This window comes from Lacisediminihabitans profunda (genome assembly GCF_008040105.1).
In the GTDB taxonomy this organism is placed as follows: domain Bacteria; phylum Actinomycetota; class Actinomycetes; order Actinomycetales; family Microbacteriaceae; genus Lacisediminihabitans; species Lacisediminihabitans profunda.
Map to the genome: position 1 here is coordinate 1 of NZ_VRMG01000049.1, position 274 is coordinate 274.

Annotated in this window: 1 pseudogene; it reads right to left on the reverse strand. The window is 72.3% G+C overall.

The window, feature by feature from the left end:
- Nucleotides 1–274 (reverse strand): annotated as a pseudogene (locus tag FVP33_RS19650) (guanylate kinase); the annotation flags it as partial.

Below are 274 nucleotides of genomic sequence, written 5' to 3' on the forward strand. Positions count from 1 at the left end.
TCGTCGTGGCCGAGACGGACCGGTGCACGTCCGGGTAGTTCTCCCGGATGTAGGTGGACACGGTGCCCTTGCCGACGGCCGTGGGTCCGGCGAGCACCACGAGACGGGCTCGCTGCTGCTCCCCGCCGTGATTGTCCCGGCGCTCGAGCCACTCGCGCAGGCGTCGACGCTGCCGCACTCCGAGGCCGCCGACCCGCTTGGACTCCGCGATCCCGAGCTGTTCCATGGCCCTGGCCACCCGGGTGGGCCCGAGACCCGGGATGCTCGTGAGCAG